At 52.8% G+C, this 23519-nt stretch carries 20 protein-coding genes; 10 read left to right on the top strand and 10 right to left on the bottom strand.

Translation table 11 applies throughout. The features are described from left to right. Positions 1 to 16 precede the first annotated feature (16 nt). Positions 17 to 1579, top strand: a complete 1563-nt coding sequence (locus tag ACQYWX_RS23135) for a vWA domain-containing protein (protein ID WP_431686481.1) — start codon at positions 17 to 19, stop codon at positions 1577 to 1579. A 1896-nt stretch (positions 1580 to 3475) separates the two neighbouring features. On the opposite strand, the gene ACQYWX_RS23130 is transcribed toward ACQYWX_RS23135, so the two are convergent. After that, complete coding sequence (locus tag ACQYWX_RS23130) at positions 3476 to 3718, bottom strand: hypothetical protein (protein WP_216739520.1); 243 nt, start codon at positions 3716 to 3718, stop codon at positions 3476 to 3478. A gap of 225 nt (positions 3719 to 3943) precedes the next feature. Beyond that, the gene (locus ACQYWX_RS23125) at positions 3944 to 4351 is read right to left on the bottom strand and encodes a VOC family protein (RefSeq protein WP_216739521.1); all 408 of its coding nucleotides are present in this window, start codon (positions 4349 to 4351) and stop codon (positions 3944 to 3946) included. 177 nt (positions 4352 to 4528) lie between these two features. Here ACQYWX_RS23125 and ACQYWX_RS23120 point away from each other — a divergent pair, with 177 nt between their 5' ends. After that, positions 4529 to 5167, top strand: coding sequence for a helix-turn-helix transcriptional regulator (locus ACQYWX_RS23120; protein ID WP_431686480.1), 639 nt, complete (start codon positions 4529 to 4531; stop codon positions 5165 to 5167). A gap of 31 nt (positions 5168 to 5198) precedes the next feature. Here ACQYWX_RS23120 and ACQYWX_RS23115 read toward each other — a convergent pair whose 3' ends face one another. Continuing rightward, positions 5199 to 5888, bottom strand: a complete 690-nt coding sequence (locus ACQYWX_RS23115; protein WP_431686479.1) for a crotonase/enoyl-CoA hydratase family protein — start codon at positions 5886 to 5888, stop codon at positions 5199 to 5201. Positions 5889 to 6278: 390 nt separating this feature from the next. Here ACQYWX_RS23115 and ACQYWX_RS23110 point away from each other — a divergent pair, with 390 nt between their 5' ends. Next, positions 6279 to 7919, top strand: a complete 1641-nt coding sequence (locus ACQYWX_RS23110) for a M28 family metallopeptidase (protein WP_216739524.1) — start codon at positions 6279 to 6281, stop codon at positions 7917 to 7919. A 266-nt stretch (positions 7920 to 8185) separates the two neighbouring features. After that, positions 8186 to 8668, top strand: coding sequence for a GreA/GreB family elongation factor (locus ACQYWX_RS23105; RefSeq protein WP_431686478.1), 483 nt, complete (start codon positions 8186 to 8188; stop codon positions 8666 to 8668). A 49-nt stretch (positions 8669 to 8717) separates the two neighbouring features. Here ACQYWX_RS23105 and ACQYWX_RS23100 read toward each other — a convergent pair whose 3' ends face one another. Beyond that, on the bottom strand, positions 8718 to 9905 hold the full coding sequence (locus tag ACQYWX_RS23100) for a hypothetical protein (protein ID WP_431686477.1): 1188 nt from the start codon (positions 9903 to 9905) through the stop codon (positions 8718 to 8720). Positions 9906 to 10188: 283 nt separating this feature from the next. Between ACQYWX_RS23100 and ACQYWX_RS23095 the strand changes: the two genes are divergently transcribed. Both ACQYWX_RS23095 and ACQYWX_RS23090 read left to right on the top strand, forming a co-directional pair. Beyond that, entirely contained in the window at positions 10189 to 10941 is a 753-nt protein-coding gene (locus ACQYWX_RS23095; RefSeq protein ID WP_216739527.1) for a TIGR00266 family protein, read from the top strand. A 444-nt stretch (positions 10942 to 11385) separates the two neighbouring features. Beyond that, positions 11386 to 11859: a hypothetical protein gene (locus ACQYWX_RS23090; protein ID WP_216739528.1), complete on the top strand. Its 474-nt coding sequence runs from the start codon at positions 11386 to 11388 to the stop codon at positions 11857 to 11859. A 65-nt stretch (positions 11860 to 11924) separates the two neighbouring features. Here ACQYWX_RS23090 and ACQYWX_RS23085 read toward each other — a convergent pair whose 3' ends face one another. Then, entirely contained in the window at positions 11925 to 12812 is an 888-nt protein-coding gene (locus ACQYWX_RS23085; protein WP_431686476.1) for an alpha/beta fold hydrolase, read from the bottom strand. A gap of 280 nt (positions 12813 to 13092) precedes the next feature. On the opposite strand from ACQYWX_RS23085, the gene ACQYWX_RS23080 reads away from it, so the two are divergent. Next, positions 13093 to 13581, top strand: coding sequence for a DUF5063 domain-containing protein (locus tag ACQYWX_RS23080; RefSeq protein ID WP_431686475.1), 489 nt, complete (start codon positions 13093 to 13095; stop codon positions 13579 to 13581). A 252-nt stretch (positions 13582 to 13833) separates the two neighbouring features. Here the strand turns inward: ACQYWX_RS23080 and ACQYWX_RS23075 are convergent, their stop codons facing one another. The 5 genes from ACQYWX_RS23075 to ACQYWX_RS23055 all read right to left on the bottom strand — a co-directional run bounded on the left by ACQYWX_RS23075 (position 13834) and on the right by ACQYWX_RS23055 (position 18078). Then, positions 13834 to 14292 (bottom strand): GNAT family N-acetyltransferase, encoded by a 459-nt coding sequence (locus ACQYWX_RS23075; protein WP_431686474.1) that lies wholly within the window; start codon positions 14290 to 14292, stop codon positions 13834 to 13836. A 153-nt stretch (positions 14293 to 14445) separates the two neighbouring features. Continuing rightward, the gene (locus tag ACQYWX_RS23070) at positions 14446 to 15498 is read right to left on the bottom strand and encodes a TIGR00266 family protein (RefSeq protein WP_431686473.1); all 1053 of its coding nucleotides are present in this window, start codon (positions 15496 to 15498) and stop codon (positions 14446 to 14448) included. Positions 15499 to 15509: 11 nt separating this feature from the next. Next, positions 15510 to 16193: a TIGR00266 family protein gene (locus tag ACQYWX_RS23065; protein WP_127972911.1), complete on the bottom strand. Its 684-nt coding sequence runs from the start codon at positions 16191 to 16193 to the stop codon at positions 15510 to 15512. 10 nt (positions 16194 to 16203) lie between these two features. Further along, a complete protein-coding gene (locus tag ACQYWX_RS23060) occupies positions 16204 to 16866 on the bottom strand; it encodes a TIGR00266 family protein (protein WP_431686472.1) in 663 nt (220 codons plus the stop codon). A 54-nt stretch (positions 16867 to 16920) separates the two neighbouring features. Then, a complete protein-coding gene (locus ACQYWX_RS23055) occupies positions 16921 to 18078 on the bottom strand; it encodes a M48 family metallopeptidase (protein WP_431686471.1) in 1158 nt (385 codons plus the stop codon). A 289-nt stretch (positions 18079 to 18367) separates the two neighbouring features. Between ACQYWX_RS23055 and ACQYWX_RS23050 the strand changes: the two genes are divergently transcribed. The 3 genes from ACQYWX_RS23050 to ACQYWX_RS23040 all read left to right on the top strand — a co-directional run bounded on the left by ACQYWX_RS23050 (position 18368) and on the right by ACQYWX_RS23040 (position 23519). After that, positions 18368 to 20653 carry a hypothetical protein gene (locus tag ACQYWX_RS23050; RefSeq protein WP_431686470.1) on the top strand — a complete coding sequence of 762 codons (2286 nt, stop codon included), beginning with the start codon at positions 18368 to 18370 and terminating at the stop codon, positions 20651 to 20653. Positions 20654 to 20864: 211 nt separating this feature from the next. Continuing rightward, a complete protein-coding gene (locus ACQYWX_RS23045; RefSeq protein WP_216739536.1) occupies positions 20865 to 21323 on the top strand; it encodes a (2Fe-2S)-binding protein in 459 nt (152 codons plus the stop codon). Between the two features lie 9 nt (positions 21324 to 21332). Further along, on the top strand, positions 21333 to 23519 hold the full coding sequence (locus ACQYWX_RS23040; RefSeq protein ID WP_431686469.1) for a molybdopterin cofactor-binding domain-containing protein: 2187 nt from the start codon (positions 21333 to 21335) through the stop codon (positions 23517 to 23519).

Here is a 23519-nt window from a genome sequence, read left to right as displayed (position 1 = left end):
CGGCGGGAGTAAAGAAATGGCGAGTAAAACACTATTCAACAACCAGCGCGGAAATATGGCGCCTGCAGCGGACACCCTTAATCAGGCCGGCGGCCTGGCTTATAAATACTCCGCAGAGCATGCGCTGGCGCAGTACGCGGTGACCGGATGTTTCACCAGCACATTCTATGCTTCCGCTGAAGATCAGTTGGAAAAAGTCATGGAGTTCGCCGCTCAAGTGGAGCCTGAGTTTATCGCCAAATTGGCGGTGTTCGCTCGGGAGCGCGGCTTCATGAAAGATATGCCGGCGTTGTTGACTGCGATACTGACTGTGCGGGCTCCGGAACTGGTTCCCGCCGTGTTCAAGCGGGTCATTGATAACGGCCGTATGGTGAGAAACTTCGTACAGATCATGCGTTCCGGCGTTGTTGGGCGTAAATCCCTGGGAACCATGCCCAAGCGGCTGGTGAAAGAGTGGATCAACGCTCGTGGCGAGTCTTCTTTGTTCATGGATTCTGTCGGTGCGTCGCCTTCGATGAAGGATGTCATCAAGATGGTGCGGCCAAAGCCGGAAAACCTGATGCGGCAAGCTCTGTACGGTTATCTGATCGATAGAGAATACGATGCGGAGAAGCTGCCGCAGGTTGTGCGGGATTATGAGGCCTTTAAGGCGGATCAGTCCCAGCCGCTGCCGAAAGTGGAGTTTCGGTTGCTGACGGCGCTGAACCTGACGCAAGCGCATTGGGCTGGCATCGCCCGCAATGCGGGATGGCAGATGACGCGGATGAACTTGAATACCTTTGCGCGGCAGGGCGTGTTCAAGGAAAAAGGAATGGACCGTGTGATCGCTGACCGTCTGCGTGATGAGAACGCCATTCGCAAGGCCAAGGCGTTTCCGTATCAATTGATGGCTGCCTACACCATGGCGGGCGAAGGTGTGCCTAAAATGGTGACGGAGGCCTTGCAGGACGCGATGGAGATCGCGCTGCAGAATGTGCCGGCGCTGGAAGGGCGGGTTGTCGTGTTGCCGGATACCAGCGGGTCTATGACTCAGTCGGTATCAGGTTATCGTCCCGGCGCTTCCAGTAAGGTGCGATGTATTGATGTCGCCGCTCTGGTGGCTGCGGCTATCCTGGCGAAAAACAAGGATGCGGAGATTCTCCCGTTCGCGACCTCAGTGCATCAGGTGCGTTTGAATCCCCGGGATTCGGTGATGACCAACGCGACCAAACTGGCGCAACTGGGCGGCGGCGGAACGAACTGCTCCGCGCCTCTGGTAGAGCTGAACCGGCGCAAAGCGGAGGTGGATACGGTGGTCTTCGTTAGCGATAACGAGTCATGGATTGATACGAACAGCCGTTATGCGGGGTACAACTCAGGGACGGCGGTGATGCAGGAGTGGCTGAAGCTGAAGCAGCGTAACCCCAAAGCAAAAATGGTGTGTATCGATGTTGTGCCCAATGCGTACACCCAGGCGATGGAGCGTGATGACATCCTGAACGTGGGAGGATTCTCCGATCAGGTGTTCACAGTGATGAAGTCCTTTTTGAGCGATAACCCACAGACCTGGGTGCGCACCATCAAGGAAATCGAACTGTAGCCAGGGATCTTGGTGGAGAAAAAGGCCGCCTGCGGGCGGCCTGATTCGAAGGCTTAATTTTTGATATCGGCGAATGCTTGTATGACTCCATACCCGGGTTCGAGTCCCGGTGGCCGGGCGCGGCTATAGCTCAGTTGGCAGAGCGAGCGTCATACCAAACTGTTGTCGTCGAAGGGAAAGGATTCTGAGTGCGTCTCCCCATCGCGCGAGCGTAATGGAAGAGCGCTTTATGGAAAATAAGTAAGAGTTTTCAGATTTAAACGGCGAATGCCAGTATGACTACATTAACCATTTGGTCCCGGGTTCGAGTCCCGGCGGTCTCTGACCGTAGCTCAGCTGGTAGAGCAGATGACATGTCATGCGCCCTTATTGTCGCCGCGTTTTTTTAAGGCCAAATGCCGGTCAGGATTACATCCAAAAACATCCAGACCACAACTTGTTGGCCGCCCAATGTTGATTTTGGCGAATGCCAGTGGGATTACATCGCTGTTAACGACCAGGTTGCGGGTTCAAGTCCCGTTCGCGCGGAAGTCTTGCGCGGTAGCTCAATTGGATAGAGCAGGAAAGTATCTCACACATATTTGTCGCCGAAGGGAAAGGCTCGTGAGAGCGTTTCCCCATAACATGAAGGTTATGGGAAAGCGTTTTAAGGAGAGATAAACAGACGTTTTTAAAGTTAAACCGGCGAATGCCTGTATGACTACATAGGAGCGCGAGGTCCCGGGTTCGAGTCCCGGCGGTTGGCTGACAACCGTAGCGCAGTGGTAGCGCGAGCGTAGATGTCATACGACTTTTTTGTCGCTGGTCTTTTTAGGCCAAATGCTGGTCAGGATTACATTTTTCCCAAATAACTTCCTGACTGTTTTTTGTTGGCCGCCTTAATTTAGTTTTGGCGAATGCCTGTGTGACTACACCACTTTTAATGGCCAGGTCGCGGGTTCGAGTCCCGCCCACGCTTAAAATGGCGTGGTAGCTCAGTCGGGAGAGCAGGATTGTCACACACACTCTCGTCGCCGAAGGGAAAGGCTTGCAAGAGCGTTTCCCCATAATGAGTAAATTATGGGAAAGCGCTTTTGCATCTGATGCAAGGGTTCTTTGGTAAGTCGGCGAATGCCCGTATGACTACATCGGGGCTGCGAATTTCCGGGTTCGAATCCCGGCGACTGTTCACAGTTGTGGCCCATTGGTAAAGGCGCGCGGTATATGCGTCATACAAACTTTTGTCGCCGACTTTTTAGGCCAAATACTTTGCAGGGCTACATATTCCGGGCCTTGCGCAACGCTTGTTGGCCGTTTTTGCTCTTTTTAGCGAATGCGTATAAGACTACATACTGAAACCATGCCGCGTCTTATGCATTTTTGTCGCTGAAGGGAAGCGCTCACAAGAGCGTTTCTCCATAACGCCAGAGCTGAGGAATATCCTGAGTCTCAGCATTGGGCGAATATGGGAAAGCGTTTTATTTTCTCTAATGCTGTAAATTATCTGTCTGAAGCTTGTTGGATATCAGAGTGTGCAGATGAAGACAGTTATTGTGGCGGTGCTTTGCCTCTCGCTAGGGTTTGGAGTTGGATATTTAATTCAGTGGAGCGAGTTCGCTGGGCGGGTTGAAGATGCCGTCAGTCGAGAAATTGCTTTACTAATGCGCTTTCCGGTCCCCTCTTGTGACAAAGTATTAAGGAACAGCGATACACGGGTCAGTGTCTCCCAAGGCGGAGATCAATCTCTCTGGTTTTATGAGAAAAGCAGCGATACTTTGCGAAGAGTCGTCGTCTCCGCTGACCTTGTCGTCGGGTATGAAGAAATGTCGCTTGGCTGTCAGTAGCGTGGATTGAAGCTCGGCGCCTAAACGTGCGCAAGCTGCGTTCGTGTGATGCTATGCCCAGAGTAATCTGAAATTATGGACGGTTAATTTCGACGATATGCCAGGTGACGTCGGTATAAGTGACCTTAGTGTCCGCTAGCGCCGCAACAGGGGCATTGATGCTGTCTTTTAGGTAGTCAGCGATGATGAGCTGGGTGTTGGCCAGCGTTTCCTCCAGCGTGCCTCCCACGCCGCAAACCAGAAGTCCGGGTATCGACGAGAAGTAGTCCGCTTTCTCACTTTGCTTGACTGCGACCCGGAAAACTAACTTGGTCATAGCACTCTCAGTTCTTGTAATAATGTAGAGCCATGGTATCCGATGGCGGCGGGTTTCTCCGATAATTATTTCGCGGTTATTTGTGAAACTTTGTTAAATAAATGCCCGATAAATGGACTTTTTCTGCACGTTGATCGCTATATCGACAACTTTTCTGGTATCGCCATGAAACGCCCCATGAACGGGGCGTTTAACGCTTAATAGATGTGGCGTTGCCTGGGCGCTCTAATAACGGTTCTTCTCCGCAGGGTTTTCGCTCAGATATTGTACAAATTCCCACTCGATGCCATTAGGGTCGAAATAATAGGCCCTGCGGCGAAACGGATGCGCCTCTGTTTCATAACCATCGTAACCGCGCTGCTGCAACCGTCCTGTCACGCCATCAAGATCCTCCACCACCATGCCAATATGGTTAATGCCGTCGTTGATATAGCGGGTGCTGACATCGCTCAGGTGGTTATCGCACTGCTGTAGCGCGAAGTAGAAGCGGTCATTGCCCACATGGGCCCATCTGCCGTTTTGACTCATCAGATCGCCTTCGCCCCGTAATGCAAAGTCGGGGAAAGCGGCTTGCAAAAACTCCATGGACTTTTCGATGGATTCAACGGTGATGTTAGCGTGTTCCAGATACATGATTCGTTCTCCATTGTCGCCCTGGGGGCGTATTTGTTGTTAGGTTTATTTAGTAAAGCGTTTGCTTTCCAAATAGATTATTCCTGTTCTTTTCTTTAGTAAAGCTATCGCTTTACTAAATTTTTCCTATCAACGTATACTGACGCGCTATCCATTCATTGTAGGAGCGAGACTTCTTTGACGACCCAGGAAGACAGCGGCGAGCGCATTCTGTACTTGATTAAATCCCGAGGGCCGGCCAGCGCTCCCGAATTAGGCGGGATGTTGGGCATGACCACCATGGGCGCCAGGCAGCACATTGCAAAGCTGGAGCAAGAGGGCCTTTTGTATAGCGTAGAGGAAAGGAAGGCGCGTGGACGCCCTGTCGCGGTCTGGCGTCTGACGGAAAAGGCGCAGGGTCGATTTCCGGATAGTCACGCCAATCTGACCGTCGACTTGATCGCATCCACCCGTGAGGTGTTTGGGGAAGAGGGGTTGGATAAGCTCATTGAGGCGCGCAACGCCAAACAATTGCAGAGCTATTTAACGGCGCTATCTGTGTATCCTGATGTGTCAGACCGAATCGCCAAACTGGCGGAGCTGCGCAGTGCGGAAGGATATATGGCGGCCGCGTTTTTTGAGCAGGACGAAGGCGTCTGGTATCTGGTGGAAAACCATTGTCCTGTTTGCGTGGCGGCGCAGCATTGTCAGGGATTATGTCGAGCGGAGCTGCAAAATTTCCAGCGCTGTTTCGAAGAGCTTGCAACGGTGGAGCGTACGGAACATGTGTTGAAAGGCGCGCGTCGCTGCTGTTATCGGTTTACTTTGAAAGCTTAACCATGAGCGGGCGCGCCTGTGGCGTTTGGGATTACAGTGATCCGGTTGCGTCTTTCTCAATGGCTTCCGCCAATTCGCTCAAGAACGCGCTGCGTACTTTCAGTTTGGTGTTCTTGTGCGCTTTCAAATTCAACGCCGTCATTTTCTTGGCTTCATCCATCGCCCTCGCCATCAGTTCTGACTCTTCTACGACGATATCCAGGAAGCCGGCTTCTCTGGCCTGTTGAGGCGCAAACATTTCCGCGTTGATGACGCAACGGTTGAGGTATACCGGCGCCAGACGCGCGCGGGCGATAGAGATGCCGGCGTGATGCATGGTCATGCCGATCGCCACTTCATTCAGGCCTATTTTATAGGGGCCTTCGACGCCAATGCGCAGGTCTGCGGACAGCAACAGGAAGGCGCCTTTGGCGACGGCGTGACCTGGGCAGGCGACGATAATGGGCATGGGAAAAGAAAGCAGGCGGTGAGACAGGGTGGACCCTTGTTTAACCAGCGCCATCGCTGACTCCATGCTTTGCGTCATGACTTTCAAGTCATAGCCGCCGGAGAGCATGCCCGGTGTTCCTGTGATGACCACCACGGCCTTACTCTGTTCCGCCGCGTCTAATGCTGCGTTGAACTCTTCGATCAATTGCGGGGAAATAGCGTTGACCTTGCCGTTATTTAGCGTGATGACGGCAATACTGTCCTTGAGTTCATAACTCAATAACTCGCTCATCGTGGACTCCTTAACTGTGTGTGTTTGCTGTGTTGTTATATGACTTATCAGGCGGCGTATTATGGCACATAAAGCCTTGCAGGAAGCCGATTGAGAAGGCCGAGAATGCGATTTATGCGCGCTAACCCATTGTCCAGTCGAGACTATTGGGATAGTCCACTAAGGGTTGACATTATAAAGTGTGAGCCTCTTCACATTAATTAAACGTGAGGGATAACGGCCTTCGGTAATTACCTACCTAAAGCCCGGACTAACCCCTTCCGCATAGACTCAATCTGACTACTATAGACTGATCGCGCCTAAGAGGAGTTGTATAGGGCGAAAATGATAGCCGGCCAAAAGCAGGCCTATCAGATAAAAATAAATCTCCTATATGGACTGGAGGAATAAATGCTAACGAAGAAGACAAGCCTATCCATGGCTTTGAGCTCCCTTACTCTTGCTCTCGCCACCGCCGCTCATTCGGCTCCCCCTTCACGCAGTGATCTCTTGAACGAATTCTGGAGCCCAGACCGCCTGCATCCACTGGAATGCCGCTTTGGCGTTTTAAATAACTCCCCATGGGGACTGCCTCGTTGTATGCAGGCTAAAAACGTCATGGCGCACCTGCAAATGCTGAACGATATCGCCGGCGCTAACGACGGCACTCGCGCCGCTGGCTTGCCGGGTTACGAGGCTTCCGTCGACTACATCAAATCCACGCTGGAAAGCGCGGGTTACAACGTGACGCTGGCTCCATTCCCGTTCAACGCGTTCTATCCGCAGGGTCCGGGAACTCTGGAATCCACTGCTCCAGACACCACTTCCTATGAGTGGGAAGTTGACTTCTCTTATCTGTCGCAAACCGACGCAGGCGATGTAACAGGTCCTGTGGCGGCGGTTGATCTGGCGTTGGGTCCGGATAACGGCTCTACCAGTGGATGTGAAGCGGAAGACTTCGCCGGCTTCCCGGCAGGCTCCATCGCATTGGTTCAGCGCGGTTCCTGTACTTTCCAGATCAAAGCGGAAAATGCAGCGGCGGCTGGCGCAATCGGCGTCATCATCTTCAACCAGGGCAATACTGAAGACCGCAAAGGTCTGATGAATGCTACCTTGGGCGATGATTACACTGGCGGCATTCCTGTTGTGTTCGCGACCTACGACAACGGTGTTGCATGGTCCGGAACTGAAGGCTTGCAGATGCACGTCGTGACTGACGTCGTGAGAAAGCAAACCGAGACAGTTAACGTGATCGCCGAGTCCAGAAGAGGCAATCCGGACAACGTCGTCATGGTCGGTTCGCACCTTGACTCCGTCTATGAAGGCGCTGGCATCAACGATAACGGTTCCGGTAGCGCAGCGTTGCTGGAAATGGCGCTGCAAATGCGTCGCGCGCATCCACGCAACAAAATCCGCTTCGCATGGTGGGGCGCTGAGGAATCAGGTCTGGTTGGCTCTACACACTACGTGCAGAACCTGCCGGAAGACGAGCTTAAGAAAATCAAGGTCTACCTGAACTTCGATATGATCGCTTCTCCGAACTTCGCTTATATGATTTATGACGGCGACGGTTCTGACTTCGGTCTGGAAGGTCCTCCTGGGTCCAAAGCCACTGAAAAACTGTTCGAAGACTACTACAAGCTGCGTGCGCTGCCTTATGAAGGCACCGAGATCAGCTTCCGTTCCGACTATGCGCAGTTCTTCACTGACGGCGTAGCCTTCGGCGGTCTGTTCACTGGCGCGGAAGTCGCGAAGACTGAAGAGCAGGCGGAGAAATACGGCGGCGACGCTGGCGTTGCTCTGGACCATTGCTACCACCAAGCTTGCGACGATATCAATAACATCGCGCAGGACGCACTGGAAATCAACATCGACGCAGTGGCGTTCGTAACCAGCTGGTTGTCTCTGTCCACCAAAGTTATCGATGATGAAATCGAAGCTGCGGCGAAGAAAGACGAAGGTGTTGCAGCTATGCGCGCATTCAGCGCGAGCTCCAGCTCCAGCGCTTCTTCCTACGACATTACTCACTGGGGTAAACACTGGATCAAATAATCCACTGATCCTTGGTTGGTAAACCCATAGCGCTTAGCCCGGCGCCGCCTTGTGCGGTTCCGGGCTTTTTTGCGGCTGTAATCCGGCTCTTTGAACGGCGGATATGGACAGGAATACGATTCTGGTTTATTTATTCATCCGGCGGACCCGCTGTCTCCTTCTATTTTTCTGAATGGATAGGCTGTTGCGTATCAGCGCTTGTCTGCCGCGGCGTATCGCCGTTTTAATCATGTTCTTCGTTTTCTGCGCCGTTGTGCTTTAGGACCATGCGAAAAGAGAAAATTCACCAACAGATTATCGCCAAACTGCAGGACGACCTGGCTGTCGCCCAGCAGGCGGCCAATACCGCTCATGAAACCGCCACCCATACAGAAAGCGTTGCGGAAAACAAATACGACACTTTCGGTCTGGAGGCGTCTTACCTGGCGGAAGGGCAATCACGGCGCGTGAGGGAACTGGAACTGGCGCTCGCCTCTTATCAAAATACCCCGCCCAAGCGTTTTACTGATCAAGACGAGGTCGGCGTTTTTGCGTTAGTCACATTGGAAGCGGAAGACGGCTCCGAGCGTCGTTTGTTCGTGGGGCCTGAAGCGGCAGGGTATAAGTTTCTGCTGGATGAGCAAGAGGTGTTGGTTATTACGCGGCATTCTCCCATTGGTATGAAACTGATGGGGAAAATGGTGGGCGACGTGGTTGTGCTTGTCGCAGCGGGGCAGGAGAAAGAATTTGAGATCGTCGAGTTAGAGTGATCCAAGTCGATGGGAAGCCTGATAAGACTTCCCATTACGCTCTCACTGCTCAGGCGACGATATCTTCCATGCTGACCTGATTCAGCTGCATCCATGCCTGAATGTTTTCGTTGGCGCTGACCAAATCGGTAAAGTCGTGCGCGATTGCTTCCTTTAGATCCGCCACTATAGCTTTGCGCACAGGCGGAGCAGAGGCTTGGTTGCTGCGAAAGTCCTCATCCAGGTTAATGCGGCAGATAGCGCGATTGAACTCATAGTATCTCCAGCCTTCTTCCTTATTGCCGCCGCGAATATCAATGGCGCAGGACAGTTCTGTTAGCGCATTCTCCCATTCCGGCGTCACCTTATCCTTCAACGCGAAGCCCAGTTGCCCATGGTTCATATGGTAGCGTCCGTCTGGGTCTGACTTGACCAGTGCGCGGAATATGGGAATGGTTTTCTCCATGAGCTGTTTATTGTTACGCCAGTTTTCTCCACGCACTTTCCAGGTCTGATAAAAGATTTTCGCTTTGGCTTCCGGCGAGGCGGCGGCGATGGCTTCATCCAGCTCCGGTTGTGGGGCGGGAGGGAGTTCAAAACTCGGGTTAAGCTGGCGGTCCACCAGGTTTTGCGCTTCGGCATCCAGTTTGGTTTGTTTCTTGATTTCCTCAATGTCGCGGTTCGCCCGCTCCATGCGCTCGGACAATGTGCCCAGCGCGGTTTGATCCGCCTGACGAAAAGCGCCGGCGAGAAATAGGCGGGTCCAGAGATAACCGAATAAAAATCCAATGATGGAAAAGTACAGCAGCACCGATAAGGCGAAGATAGAGGCGTCCCGCCCGCCGCCGATGCCTTCCGCAATATAGCTGGTTACCGCGCGCAGGTGGGATGGCATGGCGGTCAATTGAGTCAGGCCGACGCCAACCAGCATCTTGGTCAGCCAGTCGGATATTTGTTCAAGATTGGTGTTGGCGAGGTAGCCTGCACCTAGGCTGTCGCTGGCGCCGACTTTGATTGCTCCGCCTGACTCTTGTTGCAAGGTGCGGGGAATGCCGAATATAAAGCCGAGTACGCCGCCCATAAGCAGGAAGGCGCCCGCTACCATCAGTCCAACGCTGGCCACTGCCGTTTTTTGCGAGAGCGCCGAAAATTGCAGTGCGTAGAGGGCGATTGCCGCCGCTCCAGCCAGCATCGCGGTGCGTAATGTGCGCAAGGCCTTGTTGCTGTCCGAAGTCTGCTCCCTTTCAGTACGTTCCATGGTTCTGATCCTGCCTAAAAGCTTCCTGTTGTAGTCTTTGTTTCCGAACATTTTTGCGCTCCCTTTATACCTCAGCGGCGGGACAATTGCAGTGATGAAATTGGCTGTGCGCTGAGTGCAAAACAATGATGGAACTGCTTTTATCAATGGCTGTGTCGATCCTGGCCAATAATGCAGAACACAACGACCTGTACTGTCTTTTTCGGGAGGAGGGAGGCTTGCATCTGTTTGATAACTATGGCGTTATGAGGTCATCAACAAAACTGCAAGGAGAAAAACTGATATGCGCAGCCACGAGGTGGACTACAAGATCATCGGCCATGATATGCAAATGGTGGAAGTGGAGCTGGACCCAGGCGAAACCGTCATCGCGGAAGCCGGGGCCATGAACTACATGACCGGCGGCATAGAATTCGAAACCAAGATGGGCGATGGCTCGGACCCTGAGCAGGGCTTCTTTTCCAAGTTGTTCAGCGCTGGCAAACGCATGATGACCGGGGAGTCTCTGTTCATGACTCACTTCACCAACAGCGGCCATGGCAAGCAGCAGGTTTCATTTGCGGCGCCGTATCCAGGCAGCATCGTACCCGTGGATCTGGCCAATCAGGGCGGAACTATTATCTGTCAGAAAGACTCCTTTCTGGCGGCGGCCATGGGGACTCGCATTAGCGTGGAGTTCAATCGTCGACTGGGCAGCGGCTTCTTCGGCGGCGAAGGTTTTGTGCTGCAAAAGCTGGAAGGGGACGGCATGGCCTTTATCCACGCTTGCGGAACTGTGGTGGAAAAGCGCCTTGATAACGAAACGCTGCGTTTGGATACAGGCTGTCTGGTGGCGTTTACGCCGTCCATCAGTTACGAAATCGAGATGGTGAAAGGCATACGCAGTATGTTTTTCGGCGGAGAAGGCATGTTCCTGGCGACCCTGCGGGGAACCGGGACTGTCTGGATTCAGAGTTTGCCGTTCTCTCGGCTGGCGGATCGTATTTTGGCTCATGCCCCCAAACAAAATGGCGGAGTAGAAGTAGGAGAGGACTGAAACTGACGTTTTATCATGATAGAGTGTGACGTCGTAGGCGTTTAACGTCATCGCGCGGGCGATCGTTTATCAAATTAATGACGGTTGTCCGCTTGATGCGACGCTTGCTCATTTGGCGGCCCATGAAGCCTGGAATGCTTTGTTTGAGCCGCCACACGCCCAGAACCCAGCAGTGTTCGCGGCGTATGAGAGGGATGTCATGCGGTCGACTCTGTATTGCCTTGCAAGGCCTTGCCTCTCTTAATGTGAAACTCTCTCACATCTCCTGATACTAAAAACGAAAGCAACATTACAGGCGGCTATGGTATGGATATTTTGGCAACCAGAGTTTATGGGAAGAATGGAAGTCACACGGCCGAAGAGAGCGCTAGCCGAAGCGGTGCGCGCAATGGTCAATCTGAAACAACATCGCCACTTCAACTGTCAGCGGAAATCTATGGCATTTTGACCGTCGCGCTGGCGCGACACTTGGGGCCGGTTTCAACTCACCTTATTCGCAATGCCGCCTCGCATTCCCGCTCACTGCCGGAAATGATCGATACGCTGTCATTGCATATTCCCAACGGCGCCGAGCGAGATACTTTTCTTGATCGCGCCCACAGAAATGACGTTATGACACACCCCGGACGCAGCCTGGATTCCACTGCGCGCCAGAAAGCAGCCGCGCCTGCGGCGAACACGAACAGGCCAAAGCCCAAATATAAAAGCAGCGTTGGAACCGCCTTGAGCGAAGAAAAGTTGCAGCGTTTGACGCAGCTTCTCAGCCGGTATGTCGGGCCGTTGGCGGGCTGTATCGTGCGCAAATGCCGTGAAGAGTCGCCGACGGAAATCAAGCTTTATCAGGCGATGGCGGAGTGTATTCCTGACGAACATGAGCGGACTCAGTTTTTAAACAAAGTCCGGCTGAGAAGTTACTGAGAAGCCTCGTTTTACATTTGGAAGAGCGAGAACGCGCCGCACGCCTATTGAGTCGCGGCGGGTAGTTATGCGCGACGGTGGAGAAGGAAGCGCTCCAGCGTCGCGATAAACGGTTCCGGCTCTTCCAGATGCGGATAATGTCCTGACTTGGAAAATATCCTGGCGGTATAGGCGTTGTCCCCCGGCGCTGTGTAAGTGTCTCCCGCCATGACGAAATCGCCCGCGCCCATAATGTGCAAAGAGTCTTGTTTCAAGCTGGCGAAGTCATATACCTCGTCCGGCCCTGACTGACTGTGAATTGAGCCGGTAATCTGCTTAAACACCTCATCGCTTTCCTGTAACTCCGTCTGCGCTTTGATGGCGGCGTATTCATCCATGACCTGAAAGTTCGACCAATAAAACAAGGTTCGCAGATCCTCGTGTTTCAGCTTATCCCGGAATGCTTGTTTGGCGCTCCATAAGCTGGCGGGATTCTGAATATCATACTCAACTTCCTGCATCAGCGTGGCGTAGTCATCCCGTTGGAAAACTTTCATCAGGATTTGATCTATCAGGAAGTTTCTCTTAGCGGGAATATCCGGTCGTAGAGACCTCCCCAGAAAAACGGCTTTAGTCTCAATGGCGTCATCTTGTTTAAGTGCGTCATAAAGCAATCTGGCGCCGTAACTGTGTCCGACCACGGCGCAGAAGCCAGGATGGCGGATGCTTAGGCGATGAATGACGGCGATAAGATCATCGACGTTATCTTGATGACTGAGCGCGGGCGTCTGCGCTGATAGTCCGCAACCGCGCTGGTCATAAGAGATCCAGCCAAAATGTTCGCTGTAAATAGGATAACGTTGCAGCCACTCTTTGAAATAATGCGAGTGGCTTCCGGGACCCCCGTGTACGAATAGAATGATCGCGTTGTTTTGCTTTGGATTATGGGCCCAGCAGTGCAGGTTTTCGCTCATGTCATAACATCCTGTATTGAGCTGATTAACGGCGTGTTGTCAGCAATTTGCAAGAGAAGCCCATTATTCTCCATTCGAATTTATGAATACAGAGCTAGCATTAATACTAGCTGTTGAATCAATGGGGTATTTGATAACGTTGGTGACAAATTAACTCGAAAGGCGTTCTGTCTTTGCGTAGATAATAAAGAATGAGTCGGCGGCGAAAATCGCGGCTGTAATTGTGCAATGGCCTGCGCAATAGAATTACAACGAGCCTAATATTCAGAGGTAACTGAACTTGAAAACAATAGAACCCAGCAGTGAGCAAACTCAACGTTTTGTAGAATTGGCCCGGGAATATTGTCAATGGAGCGAAGCGACGCCGGGCTCCCAAGATGAAGAAATGGCGACAGCTACCAGGCTGCTGGCCAAGCTTTACGCGACGATACTGGATTTGCCTTTTGAGCCGGCGGGGACGGATCTGGAATTTGAAACCATGACCCACGACGCTTGGCAGAAAGTCTACCAGCGATTCAGCTCGATGCCATTCGCACAGTATCGCGATATCGACGACCCGTTTGATATGCAATCCGCTTCCGTCAATGCGGGCGACATCGCCGATGATCTGGCGGATATTTATCGCGACATGAAAGACGGCCTGTCCTTATGGGATCATCATCACGTCAAAGAAGCCGTGTGCTACTGGGAAGAAAGCTTCCGCATTCATTGGGGGCAGCACGCCATCGATGCATTAAAAGCCCTGCACTGGCGTCGTCATAATCGCTAAAAAAATTCCGAGTCCGCGACAGTATTTGTCGCTGCAAAAAGTAATATTACTCCTGCGACGGGATGGAGAGGGACGCTCTCATCAAGGACTCACAAATGGACTCACAAAAGGATTAGCCCGCAGACCCGGCTGGGTCGAAACGGACTTATAAACGGAATTGACGCAGAAGCGCTGTTAAACCCAGGCATGGAAGCCGCCCGTCGCCCTTCTATCTGACAGAAAACCTTGAATGGTTTTCCATGCATAAGAAATTTACTTTGCCAGCAACATATCAATATGAGGAATGCCGTCCTCGTCATACTGCTCGGAAATAGTGACGAAGCCGAAGCTTTGATAAAACTTTTCCAAGTAAGCCTGCGCTTGAATCTTGATGTCATGTTGCGGATACAGCTCCCGCGCCCAACTCAAGCCCTCAGCCATTAGCTTCTTACCTGAACCGCCGCCTCGCGCAGATGGTGCGGTGACAATTCTGCCCAGGGAGGTCTCTGTGTACTTTATTCCTGGCGGCGCAAGACGCAGGTAGGCTGTCAGCGTTTGTACGCCTTCTATGTCCGACCAGCCCAGTAAATGCAGGCAGTCTTTATCCGCACCGTCCGCATCCAAGTAAGGGCAGTTCTGTTCTACAACAAAAACCTCTGACCGTAGGCGCAATAATGCGTACAGTTCATCAAGCGTTAACTCATTAAAGGCTCTACGGGTCCAGTTGATCACAGCTAATACTCCTGATGCGTTGTAATGATATTGCTTGGCTAGCCTAGCACGGCCATAGGTTTTCCCCATATTGGCCTTTGCGCTGATAGTCGCAGGTGATTGATTGGTAGAGAGAAGCCTCCGATATTCATCGAAGGCTTGTTTAGATAAGATCTATCCCTTGTTCTGCACTGGTCTGAATGGGTAAACCCAGCTGGTGAAGGCTTGTACGCTGCGGGTTTGTATCCATACTTTGCCTTTGCCGCTGAAACGGCAGACAAAGCCTTCGCCGGAGAAGAAGAGGGATTTGTATCCGCCGACTTTGGTAATGCTGTAATCCAGCCCTTCCGTAAACGCGACGATATTCCCGGTGTCCACGACATAGTCGCCATCCACGTCCAGCATGATCATGCCGCCGTAAGTGTTGAACCAGAGGTCGCCATCGCCGCTACAGCGAATCAGGAAGAGGCTTTCGCCTGAGAAGAAACCTTTGGTCAGCCCTTGCCATTTGGTTTCCACCGTCACGCCCATGTCGGAGGCGACAAATGCGGAGTTCTGCAGAAAGACTGTTTCTCCCTGTAGAAATACGTGCGCCAGATCTCCCGGAGACGCTGGCGCGATGCCAATTTCGCCGGGACCGTTTTGAGCGGTGAATTCATTGATGAAAATGGACTCGGAGGTTAAGAAGCGGCCCAGGCCGCCTTTCGCCTTGGTCTTCATGACCATGTTGGTGTCCATGGTCGCCATTGCGGAGGCTTCCACCCTGAGTGTCTTTCCGCCGGGCACTTGCACCGTCAGGAATGCGAAGTCTGGTCTCCCTTCAATTTTGAATTTAAAGCCCGGTTGATCCTGCTCCTGATCGATGCTCGCTTCAGGCTCAGCCATGGCGGGGGGGGCAGGCTGCGGTACAGGTTCAGGAGGAGGCGGAACTGGCCTGGTAATCTCATTGTTTGGCTGCGGCTCTTCCGCTGCAACGACGGCAGGAGCGGGCGCTTCGCTCATTCCTACCTGGCTTTGCACGCCGATTTTAGTCAACGCCATTTGAATTTTATCCGCCGTGGTTTCATCAATGCCCTTTTTCACGACCATCGGGGCGCGGGAAAATATCTGCTCGGCGGTCTCAGGCGCGACCTTGAACAATTTGGCGAAAGCCTCCACCGCGCTTTCCCGGGTAACGCCAGGATTCAACTCACCTGTCACAGTGACTTGGTATGCTGCTGTGCTCATCATCACTCTCCTTAAGCTTTGCGCGGCTTCAAGCCTGAGGACATCGCCCATCCGAAGCTGGATGGATTATGCGACTGACACCAGACTGTGCCCTTGCCATGGAATTTACAAACCAGCCCTTCGCCGCCGAGGAACGAATGCATCCAGCTTTTGCCGGCTTTGGTGATGGTGAAATCCAGCGTCTCGTTGAAGGCGACGATATGGCCGGTATCGACGATATATTCCCCGTCCACCTCCACCGGATAAATGGCGCCAAAAGAGTTGAGCAGCACTTTGCCTTTTCCTTTCATATGCAGCCAGAACATGCTCTCTCCCGAGAGGATAGACTTGAACCCTTGCCAGCCTAAATCGATTTCCACGCTGTGTTCGCAGGCCATGAAGGAGCCTCCCTGTACGATCAGGCTCTCATTGTCCAGTTCATAGGCCATCATGTCGCCAGCGAGCGTCGCGCCGAACCAGACTTCACCGTCGCCGGATTTGGGTTCGAAGTGGTTAAGAAACAAAGATTCGCCTGCGACCATACGTTTGATCGCTTTCATCAGGCCGCCGCCTTGCTTCTTATGCGTTGTCGTCGTGACGTCCATATTGCCGCTCATGGCGATCATGGCGCCAGACTCCGCCGTACAGATCTCGCCCTGGGCCAGTTTGACTTTCGCCGCGGTGTTGCCAGGGCGATGGATAAGTTCGATGTCCATAGTGCGCCCCTTAGAAAAGTTTCGGGTTGATCCAGTCGGTCAGACCGGAAATGCTGCGGGTTTGAATGATGACTTTGCCTTTGCCTTCGACCCGGGTTACCAGACCTTCGCCGCCGAAGAAGCTGGAGAAAAGGCCGCCGGCTAGCTGGATATGCAGGCTCAGGCCTGGGTCATAGGCCACCAGATGACTGGTGTCGACGATATACTCGCCATCAATCTCTTTTTCGAGCAGGGCGCCGTAGGCTCCGTACCAGACTTTGCCTGTGCCGGAGACAACCAGCTTGAACAGACCTTCCTTGGCGATGAAGGATTTGAATCCCGCCCAGCGCACACCCAGCGTGACGCCTTCCGTCGCGGCCAGAAAGGCGCCTGGCTGGAAACACAAGGTTTCATTATTTAAGTCAGCGCAGCGCACCTCCCCTGGAGTGGGCTGCACCAGGGTCAGCTTTCGCACGCCGCTGGTGTTATTGCTGAAGCGGTTAATGAAGAAGGTTTCGCCTCCCAGAAATTTTCTTAGAATGGCGATAAAAAACGATCCATTGGTGCGCGTTTCCATATCCAGGTCCGCCGACATGCTGGACATGGCGTCGGACTCCGCCGTGATCTGCTCGCCGGGCTCCAGTTCGACGTCCACGTAACCGAACGCGGCGCCTCCTTTTATCTCTGCCTTCATGCGCTATCTCCGTTGTCGATAACTTTATTTCTTCGAATTTCGATGGAGCGGACTCTATTTTTCCGCCACAAACTCTTTGACCAGTTGCTTCAGTCTCTGGAATTCCGGCTCCAGATTGCGGTAGTCGCCTTCCTGATCACTGATCCGCTCTTGAAGATCGGCTATGCGATCCTCGGTGGCTGGATGCGAGCTCAGGAATCCCATGGTGTCTTTCATCAGATCCCTGGCGTCTTCGTCTTCAATTTTCTCAAGGCGCTTTTTCTCTTCTTCGATGATTTTGTCGAAGAAGGAAATCAAGCCTTTAGGGTCGATATTGGCGCGTTTTAGCAATTCCAGTCCCTTGGCGTCGGCGTCCGACTCAAACCCTCTGGAATAGCTCTGGTTCAGCAATAGCGGCGCTGCGTTGGCCACGGTCGCCAGCAGACCGCTGACGTCGCCGAACAGCGCCTGAGCCAACGCGTAAGTGCCGGCGGCTCCCATAATATTGCGCACGCCATGCTGCTCCGTGACATGTGATATTTCATGCGCCATGACGCCAAGAACCTCACTGGCGTTATCCGCGGCCAGGATCAGTCCGGAGTTAATAACGATGTATCCCCCAGGCAATGCGAAAGCGTTGATGTCGGATGAGTTGGATACGTAAACCTTGTAGGTATAACGCTCATCTTTCATGGCATTAATCAGTGGATCAGTAAGCGCGGCGACCGCTTGTTTGCCATCTTCGGATTCAAGTAGCTCGTTCTCTACCTGATACTGGCCGAATACCGTCTTGCCCAGTTTCTCTTCCCACTCAGCGGGTACCTGCTTTGCGGCGACGGCGGTGATGCTATCCATAAAAACGACAATAGAAAGCGGCGTCCCGATGATCAACGCCACGACAATGACCAGCACTGACCAGTTAATACGACGTACATTACGCGCCTTGCGTAGCTGGCCCTGCAGATGATTATCCTGATGCAGAGCAGGGTGATTGAGGATGCTGCGGTCGCTGGTGTAGAGGCTCCACTCGGGAAAGTCGGGATGAGTGATAAAAACCAGCCTATCGCTGGCCCCGCCCATTTTGACCTGGGCGCCGGTGACAGGAAAGCGAACGCTACTCTCGCCATTGGAGAACTCGACGAACCCGCCGGACACCGTCAGGGAGCCAGAAGCTCTGCCGTTATTGAATTGCTCGTGAAACGCATGGGCCTGATAGGTTTGCGTTGGTTCCATTCATCCCTTCCTGTATGAAATTCTGAAGTGCTGAAGAGTAATAAAAAGGACAAGTTGTCAGGGACGGAATTAAATCCTCTTTCTTAATCGCCGTAAAGCAGAAACGGGGAAAAAGGCTTTGATTTAAAATAGTTGCAAACTTTAGCTGGCGCAAACGCCGTGACCCCTATGTTAAGGCGATCACTTTACTGTGATGAACTATCTTGTTTTCACTGTCTACTGAATACACTGCATGCTAGAATCGCGCGCTTTTTATTCAAATGTAGTCTGTGGAAGTTAGAGTAAAGTTATGATGCTGCCCCGTTATTTGTCTGTTTTGTTGCTCTTGGGAGCGTTTATTTGTTTGCCTGGTTGCGGTGGTGGAGGCGGAAATTCTGCTACCGATAACAGCAATAGCGGAAGCGTGGAAACAGGCGGGGGGCAAGGAGATAATTCTGGCGACACGAGCAATCCATCTAATCCCTCCAATCCTTCTAATCCCTGTGACGCCTCTGTCGGAACACAAGCTGATCTATCTGAAGATTGCCGAACTAAAGATTGGGAGCCGGCAAGCTCTCCCGATAGGTTTAAGGCGGGGCCTTCCGGTCTTTTGTATGTCCTGAGTAGTGAGGATGCAAGCAAGATATATAGATGGGACCTGACTACCCAGCGCTATATCAATCCTATTACGCTGTTAAATCCAATATCCGATTTTGAATATTCCGCATCGCATGAACGCCTGCTTTTAGGGCATCAGAACGGCGAAATTACGGCGATTGATATTACTAAAGATAAAACAGAACGCCCTTTCGCTAAGCCTGGCCTTAATATCATTAAACTTGTCGCGGCCGGCGACGATTTGTGGGTTGTGGTCCCTGGTGACCGTGATCCTTACTACAGCCCCGATGTTCTCTATTTATTGGACGCAGTCGGGCAAGTTAAGAGCAGTACTTCTATTAATGATCAGCTATACACTCTGCAATGGAATTCTGAGACTGGCCGTCTTTATTTCTTTGGTTACCAGACATTTCCGGGCACGGAATACTATTTCTGCGGATCAGGTGATTATGTGACTAAAGGCGGTCTCTATTGGAGACGCTACAACAAGGATGCCGCGACAATTGAGCACTCCTCCGAGTTGGCGAGGTGCCTGGAAGACGGAGATTTTTCGTTGAGTCCTGACGGGGGAGCGCTGGTTGATCTGCGGGCCCAAATTCATGACTTAGACGGAGACTCCGCCCTAACTAAGCTTAGAAGTCCTTTTACTGATCCTGATGCCTTCGGGTTTGGGGAGTACAAATACAAGCAGACTCTCTGGCTTGAAGGACATATTCTGGCGACCTACATTCATGAGGGAAAAACCTATCTCATTAGGTGGGACGATACTCGCCAGGTAGTGGATTACCGGATATACCCGGGAGTTGCAAAGGCGTTGGTTGACGCCGGAAATCAAGTGGCGCTTGTGGTTGAAGATGGCGGTGAAACATTTATTTATAGCTACGATATCCGTCTGGACGATGATGGCGACGGCGTACCAAATCGTGACGATGCTTTTCCAGCGGACATCTCCGCCTCTAAAGACTCTGATAACGACGGTTATCCCGATGAATGGAACCCCGGCTTCACCGATGCTGATACGACGACAGGATTGTCCCTGGACGACTATCCCAATGATTCGTCATGCGCTCTGATTGAGCATGGCTCGCCCATGGACGTCAGTCTGTGTGATATCGCGAGAATGCATTCTGAGGTTGTTGCGACGATCATTCAGGGTAATCGGCAAGGGGATGTGTTTGCTCTGAATGGCGATCGCAACGCCATCTATCGTTGGTCCGCTGTCGACCATGGATATAAAAATCCATGGCGTTTAAGTCAGCCTGTCGTCGATATGAGTTATTCCGATAGCGTTAAGCGGCTTTATGTTCTGTACAAGAATGGTGAAGTCAGATACTTCGATGAGGAAAATGAGAATCGCTTTTTTGCATACATGGTCGGTAATCCCACCTCTATAATAGCCGGAGGAAATGCGGTTATCGTCATGGCGTCTCCAATGTCAGAAGGCGCCTGGTTGTACGACAACACTGGCCGCATTCTGTCTGAGGCCAGTGTACCGCCGGCATTGAATGGTTGGTATGCTTCGGGCAAAGACGACGCCTTATACTTTTTCTCGCATGACTTCCCTGAACTCATGATTTCATTTTCCAGCCCTAGGTATTTGGATTACATCGCACAAGTCGATGCTCCGGTATCAGCCGGCTTTTTAGCGTACAACCCATTCAAAGATCTGTTGCTTATCGATAGGGCTGTATACAGCTTTGAGGAGGAGGGGAGTCAGCTGACCAATGCCGTTAGCTTGCCTCTGAGTTCGTTAAAAGGCGCTACCTGGACGAAAAGCAGCGGCCTTCTGGCTGTTTCGGAAATAGAAGATGGCGGGACACTCTTGACGGAATTGAATCCCGCTTTCGAGAAGGTTGCAGAACAGGAATATGAAGGCGCTCCAGTCGCGGTGTTTGGTGGCGAAGGCGATTATATGGTTGTGACAAAGTCAGACGAACGCATTGAAATAAATGTCTACGTTCCTGTTGTGACTGATTAACGTTAAATTTTTCTTCGGGCGGGAAGTTCTTTTCCGCCCCTTTCTACTTCTTTCTCTTCCCCCAATTCCGCAGTATTAGGCAAGTCTCCCGCAGGAATGATGTAGTTGCTCTTGTCTGACAAGGACTACACTTTACTGAGCTGTGTATGCCTATCAACCACATCCCGGGTCAGGGATATAAAGAATCAACGAATACTCTGTGGGGGCGATTATGGGAATCGAACTGACTATTAATGGAGAAAAGCGCTCGCTGGATGTGCCTGAGGATACGCCTTTGTTGTGGGCGATTCGGGATCATCTGCATCTGACGGGAACCAAGTTTGGATGCGGCATGGCGCAATGCGGCGCGTGTACGGTGCATATGAATGGCTCTGCGATTCGTTCCTGCGTGACGCCGGTTGGCTCAGTTCAGGGGCAGTCTATCACCACGATAGAGGGGCTGGAGTCGAAGGTCGCCAAGGCGGTGCAGGAAAGTTGGGAAGAAGAAGCGGTCGTACAGTGTGGATACTGTCAGTCTGGGCAGATCATGTCCGCGGTGGCGCTTTTGCAAAGCAACCCCAAGCCCAGCGACAGTGACATCGACAGCTTTATGTCAGGCAATATCTGTCGTTGCTCCACCTATGTCCGTATTCGCGCTGCGATCAAGTCTGCAGCGGAAAAAATAGCGTAAGGAGGCTCTATGAAAACCATGAATCCCAGCCTGAGCCGTCGTTCCTTTATCAGCAAATCCACCTTGGGCGGAGCGGGACTGACGTTGGCGCTATCACTGCCTTCTCTGGCTGGCGCAGCGGAGTCCGGTCCGGGGAAAACCTCGGGCGAGGCGGCTAACCAGGACTTCGCTCCCAACGCATTCGTGCGCATCAGCCCAGACAACAAAGTGTACGTTATCAGCAAGCACATCGAGATGGGGCAGGGAACCTACACGGGTCTTGCAACCTTGCTGGCGGAAGAATTGGATGCGGACTGGTCCCAGGTCGTCGTGGAAGGGGCGGAAGCGGACGCCAAGCGTTATAACAACCTGTTCTGGGGACCATTCCAGGGCACCGGCGGTAGCACCGCCATGGCGAACTCCTACCAGCAGATGCGGGAAGCGGGCGCCAAAGCCAAAGCAATGCTGGTCGCTGCTGCGGCGACCTTGTGGAAGGTTCCTGCTGCGGAAATCAAGGTCGAATCCGGCAAAGTAAGTCACAGCGGAAGCTCCAGGCAGGCCAGCTTCGGAGATCTGGCGGAACTGGCGGCTATGCAGCCAGTGCCGGAAACGGCGAAATTGAAAGATCCCAAAGACTTTCGCCTGATTGGTAAGAAGCTGGTGCGTAAAGATCCGGGTAAAACTAACGGAACGGCGATTTTTACCCAGGATGTGCAACTCCCAGGCATGCTGACGGCGTTGATCGCCCATGCTCCCAAAGTGGGCGGCAAAGTCAAAACAGTGGACGACTCCGCGGCGCGGAAAGTGCCTGGTGTCGTGTCGGTCATGCAGATACCCGCAGGCGTGGCGGTATTGGCGCAGGACTTCTGGTCCGCGAAAAAAGGCCGGGACGCCCTCAAAGTGGAATGGGACGACAGCACGGCGTTTCGTAAAAGCTCAGCGACTATCCTCAAGGAATACCGCGAAGAGCTGAATAAGCCGGGGACGCCCGTCGTGCGCAATGGCGACTTCGATGCGGCATACGCTGCGGCGGAAAAGCAGTTTGACGCCATCTATGAGTTCCCCTTTCTGGCCCACGCGGCGATGGAGCCGATGAACTGCGTGATTCAGAAGAAAGAGAATGGCGCTGAACTTTGGTATGGCTGCCAGTTTCAGACGGGGGACCAGATGCAGGTCTCACAGATCCTGGGCGTACCGATGGAAAACGTGAAGATCAATATGCTGTTGGCGGGAGGAAGTTTTGGCCGACGAGCCAACTCGCATTCTGATTACATCGTTGAAGCCACGCAAATCGCCAAAGCCTATTCGGAGTCCGTCCCGATCAAGTTGGTGTGGACCCGTGAAGATGATATGCGTGGCTGGTACTACCGTCCCATCTATGTACACCAGATATCTGCGACCTTGGGCGCGGACGGTTACCCCTCCGCCTGGCGTCATCGCATTGTGGGCCAGTCGATTATTTCCGGCACTGGCTTTGAAGGCATGATGAAAGAGGGTATTGACCCGACCTCTGTAGAGGGCGCCTCCAACCTGCCTTACCACGTCGCCAACATGCAGGTGGATTTGCACACGATCAAGGAGGGCGTGCCCATTCTATGGTGGCGCTCCGTGGGATCGACCCACACAGCTTATTCCACCGAGACTTTTATCGACGAACTGGCCAAATCCGCCGGTAAGGACCCGGTCGCCTACCGTATGAAACTGCTGGAAGGCCATCCGCGTCATCAGGGCGTATTGAAGCTGGCGGCGGAAAAAGCCGGCTGGGATAAGCCGTTGCCGAAAGGGCGTTTTCGCGGCGTGGCGGTGCACGAGTCCTTTAATTCCTATGTGGCCCAGGTGGCGGAAATTGAGGCGGTGGATGACAACCGCTTTCGTATTGTGAAAATCACCTGTGCGGTGGACTGTGGGCTCGCCATCAACCCCGACATTATCAAAGCGCAAATGCAGGGGGGGATTGGCTATGGCTTATCGCCAGCGCTGGTCAGTGAGATCACCCTGGAGGATGGCGCAGTCAAGCAATCCAACTTCCATGACTATCAGGTACTGCGTATGAATCAAATGCCGGATGTGGAAGTGCATATCGTGCCTTCGGCGGAGCCGCCCACCGGGGTTGGCGAGCCGGGTACGCCGGTTGCAGCGCCTGCGGTGGCCAATGCGTTGTTCGCCGCGACAGGAGAAATCCCTCGCAGCCTTCCATTCAAGAACCTGTTCGCCTGA

This window comes from Hahella sp. NBU794, assembly GCF_050749805.1.
GTDB lineage: Bacteria > Pseudomonadota > Gammaproteobacteria > Pseudomonadales > Oleiphilaceae > Hahella.
This window is presented reverse-complemented; position numbering and strand designations above follow the sequence as displayed.